The following is a 2894-nucleotide window of genomic DNA, read 5'->3' as shown; positions in this document are numbered from 1 at the left end:
AATGATCAGCATCCTGTGAATCACATTTTTAGCCCAATGGGTACCCCGTGAGTCTGATCAAGAAACGGTTGGTATCATCCAGCGATCCGTCCTTCGTATAGACGCGCTGGAGAGCAAAACCGCTGCCCCGCCGGAGACGATGATAATAGGTCTCCTCCAGATAGGTCTCGTTCGGGAAATCATCCGTGTCGTGCTTATGCGGCGGATAGCTCGACCAGTGACCGCCCGGCGTGATGACCTCCACGACAAGCAGCGTCTCGCCCGGCGCGGTATCGGGAAGAATATTCCGGATGAAACGCTGATTGGTGGACTCGCCACGCGTAATCGCCCCGACCTCATCAGGAAGAATCGCACGGGCAGGATATCTGCCCTCGGCAGGCGAACGGCAGACCGCAACCTCGACCGCCGTCTCGGCCTCGATCTCCTCCTCCGCCGTCCGGGACAAAAGCTCCAGCGACCACCACCCGGAAATGAACGCCAGACCATAAGGAGCAAGTGCTGCCTTCATCCCTTCCGTATCGGACGGAAATTTATGGCCCAGCTCCATCCCCTCCACACCGGCGCGGCGTGCCTGATCCAGGCACTCCTCCAGAGAGATCCCCCCGCCGATCGACGGCAGATCATCACTGGTCCAGATGATCGGATTGGCGCCGATCCTGACACGCTGCTGCTGTCCTGCTGCTCCTGACATGGCTGACCTCAGTTCCCCAGCCGCTGCACGCCGCGCAGCCGCTCATAATCCGCCCGCGCCGCCCGCACGGTCTCACGCACGGAAACTTCCGGCACGGCCACATCCCACCAGGCGCCGCCCTGTTCCGTCGTCGGCATCGGATCGGTATCGATCAGGATCAGACTGGTTCGGTCCGCCTCACGGGCACGCGCCACCGCCTGCGTCAGTTCATCAACCGACCCGACCTTCTCGGCCCGCGCGCCCAGCCCGCGCGATCTGCACGAAGTCGATCTCGGGAAACACATCCTGCCGGCAGTCCTTCCAGAGATTGTTGAAGGATTCACCGCCGGTCGCATTCTGAAGACGGTTGATGCAGGCATAGCCATGATTGTCGAGCAGAACGATGATCAGCTTCTGACCCAGCATCACCGAAGTGGCGATCTCGGCATTGAGCATCAGGAAAGATCCGTCCCCGAGCATCACGATCACCTCGCGCTCGGGACAGGCCAGCTTGACCCCCAGCGCACCGGCCAGCTCATAGCCCATACAGGAAAACCCGTATTCCATATGATAACCGCCCGGCTGCTCGGCATGCCAGTGCTTCTGCAGCTCCGCAGGCAGACCGCCCGCCGCACAGACCACCGTATCCGTCGGCCGCGCGGCCCGCTGGACCGCACCGATCACCTGGGCATCCGTGGGCAGCCCGGCCTGTGTGGCCGAAGGCGCGGCCTGACACTCCGCCGAAACCCGGAGCCACTCCGCCCGCTCACGCGCCGCCCTGTCCGTCCAGGACGCCTCAGCCCTCCAGCCCTCCAGCCCTGCCGAAAGTGCGGACAGAGCCGTCCGCGCATCCACCACAAGCGGGAACGCGGCATGTTTGGCCGCATCGAAAGACTGCACGTTCAGAGCCAGAATCCGGACATCAGGATTTCTGAAAAGCCCCCACGATCCCGTGGTAAAATCCTGAAGACGCGTCCCCGTGGCAATGATCAGATCAGCCTCCGCCACCACGGCATTGGCCGCCGCACTCCCGCTGACACCGATCCCGCCCATATTCATCGGATGAGACGTCGCCAGAGAGGAGCGCCCGGCCTGGGTCTCCCCCGCAGGAATGCCCTTTTCCGTGCAGAAAGCCGCAAGATCTGCCTCAGCCCCGGAATAGAGAACGCCGCCACCCGCAATAATGACTGGTTTTTTCGCCGCCTTTATCAGGGCAATCGCTTCCTCCAGCTCTGACGGATCAGGAGCCGTCCGGCGGATGCGATGAATACGCGTGGCAAAGAAACTCTCAGGATAGTCAAATGCCTCAGCCTGCGTGTCCTGACACAGCGACAGGGTCACCGGACCGCAATCCGCCGGATCGGTCAGAATACGCATCGCCTGCTGGAAAGCCGGAATAAGCTGCTCAGGACGCGTGATGCGGTCGAAATAGCGCGATACGGGACGGAGCGCATCATTCGCGCTCAGCGTGCCGTCTCCGAAATTCTCGATCTGCTGCAGAACGGGATCAGGAATGCGGCTGGCAAACACATCCCCCGGAAGCAGAAGAAGCGGAAGCCGGTTCACATGGGCAACACCGGCCGCCGTCACCATGTTCAGCGCCCCCGGCCCGATGGAACTCGTCACCGCCATCGCCTGCCGCCGGCGCGCGGCCTTGGCGAAAGCCGTCGCCGCCAGAGCCATGCCCTGCTCGTTATGCCCGCGGAAAACCGGCAGCTCATCACGCCTCTCATGAAGCGCCTCGCCAAGACCGGCCACATTCCCATGACCGAAAATAGCCCACACACCGGGGAAAAACGGCTCGACCCTGCCATCGATCATGGTCTTCTGCGCGACCATGGCACGGACGAGAGCCTGGGACATCGTCAGACGGATTGTTTTCATTGTTCTTGTCCTCAAACTTCCGGAAATCAGACCGTTCCCGATCTCAGGCTCCACGACGCTCTTCAATCGCCGTCCAGGCATCGGCAAACACGGTAAAACGACGCGCCATTTCAGAAACGGCCTCATCATCATCCGCTTTTCTGGCCATCCATGCACGGGCAACCTGTGCGAAAATAGTCCGGCCGATCGCAAATCCCTTCACCAGAGGCGTCACGGCCGCAGCCTCAAACGCCTCAAGCAGATCCGCCTCAGGCGCATCCAGACCTACGGCGTGTCGTCAGTTAAGGCCTGATTGCGGCACGTGAGGGTTGTACTTTGTGGCTGTGTGTGCTGACTGTTT

At 61.6% G+C, this 2894-nt stretch carries 4 protein-coding genes; all 4 read right to left on the bottom strand.

What is annotated here, in order from left to right:
- Positions 1 to 28: 28 nt before the first annotated feature.
- The 4 genes from LOC54_RS11990 to LOC54_RS11980 are packed head-to-tail and all read right to left on the bottom strand — an operon-like array spanning position 29 to position 2816.
- Positions 29 to 691, bottom strand: coding sequence for a 5-deoxy-glucuronate isomerase (locus LOC54_RS11990; RefSeq protein ID WP_279314018.1), 663 nt, complete (start codon positions 689 to 691; stop codon positions 29 to 31).
- 8 nt (positions 692 to 699) lie between these two features.
- Positions 700 to 885, bottom strand: a complete 186-nt coding sequence (locus tag LOC54_RS12305; RefSeq protein WP_347709404.1) for a hypothetical protein — start codon at positions 883 to 885, stop codon at positions 700 to 702.
- Positions 886 to 901: 16 nt separating this feature from the next.
- Positions 902 to 2554 (bottom strand): 3D-(3,5/4)-trihydroxycyclohexane-1,2-dione acylhydrolase (decyclizing), encoded by a 1653-nt coding sequence (iolD, locus tag LOC54_RS11985; protein WP_347709403.1) that lies wholly within the window; start codon positions 2552 to 2554, stop codon positions 902 to 904.
- 43 nt (positions 2555 to 2597) lie between these two features.
- A complete protein-coding gene (locus LOC54_RS11980; RefSeq protein ID WP_279314019.1) occupies positions 2598 to 2816 on the bottom strand; it encodes a 2-deoxy-5-keto-D-gluconate 6-phosphate aldolase domain-containing protein in 219 nt (72 codons plus the stop codon).
- Positions 2817 to 2894: the final 78 nt, after the last annotated feature.

Origin of the sequence: Acetobacter sp. AN02 (genome assembly GCF_029759835.1) — a bacterium.
Taxonomy (GTDB): Bacteria; Pseudomonadota; Alphaproteobacteria; order Acetobacterales; family Acetobacteraceae; genus Acetobacter.
The sequence above is the reverse complement of the archived record's forward strand: the minus strand, read 5'-3'. Positions and strand labels throughout refer to the sequence as shown.

Excerpts from the sequence above, each read along its gene's own strand:
- LOC54_RS11990 (WP_279314018.1), bottom strand. The coding sequence starts at position 691 with ATGTCAGGAGCAGCAGGACAGCAGCAGCGTGTCAGGATCGGCGCCAAT.
- iolD (WP_347709403.1), bottom strand. The coding sequence starts at position 2,554 with ATGAAAACAATCCGTCTGACGATGTCCCAGGCTCTCGTCCGTGCCATG.